This window comes from Paenalcaligenes sp. Me52, from assembly GCF_050487965.1.
In the GTDB taxonomy this organism is placed as follows: domain Bacteria; phylum Pseudomonadota; class Gammaproteobacteria; order Burkholderiales; family Burkholderiaceae_B; genus Paenalcaligenes.
The window spans coordinates 1-715 of record NZ_JBKQFO010000019.1 but is presented as its reverse complement, the minus strand read 5'-3'; the positions used below and the strand labels follow the sequence as shown (position 1 = coordinate 715).

At 55.1% G+C, this 715-nt stretch carries 1 protein-coding gene and 1 pseudogene; both read right to left on the bottom strand.

The window, feature by feature from the left end; translation table 11 throughout:
- Positions 1-281 (bottom strand): annotated as a pseudogene (ispH, locus tag ACLO87_RS16725) (4-hydroxy-3-methylbut-2-enyl diphosphate reductase); the annotation flags it as partial.
- Position 282: 1 nt separating this feature from the next.
- Positions 283-715, bottom strand: a 433-nt coding sequence (gene fkpB, locus ACLO87_RS16720) for an FKBP-type peptidyl-prolyl cis-trans isomerase (RefSeq protein ID WP_430224333.1), incomplete at its 5' end; no start/stop codon positions are given.

Below are 715 nucleotides of genomic sequence, written 5' to 3'. Positions count from 1 at the left end.
GCGTCAAATACCGTCAAATCACGGCTTTTCGCTTCATTACGTACCGCCTGAGAAACACCGTGTGCGGAGAAAATCAGGATCGCGCCGTCCGGTACTTCGCTAATCTGCTCAATAAAGATAGCCCCACGCTCGCGCAGGCTATCGACCACGTAGCGGTTATGCACCACTTCGTGACGGACCTATATCGGTGCGCCGTAAATGGCCAGCGCGTTTTCAACAATGCTGATAGCGCGGTCTACCCCGGCACAAAAACCACGCGGGTTGGCCAACAGGATCTGCATGTTACGCCTCCAGTGCCGGATCGATTTCCAGCACTTCAATATCAAAATGAACGGTCTGCCCGGCCAGCGGATGGTTGAAATCAACGGTAATGGAGTCGCCGTTAATTTCGCGGATCACGCCAGGCATCTCACTGCCATCCATTGCGGTAAAAAGCATGAGTGCGCCAATTTCTGGCTCGCCTGCATCCATAAATTCACGGCGGGAGAAGTACTGAATCAGGTCCGGTGACGGCACGCCAAACGCCGCATCTGGCTCCAGCGAGAAGGTGGTTTTATCGACCACTTTCAGCACCAGCAGGTGTTGCTCCAGCCCTTCAGAAAGAGAAGCATCACCCAGGCGGAACAGCGCCGGTTTACCGTTGTTGCGGGTAGACTCAGCGGTGGTGCCATCGTCGAGTTTTAGCGTGAAGTGCACCAGGACGGCGCTATTGCTC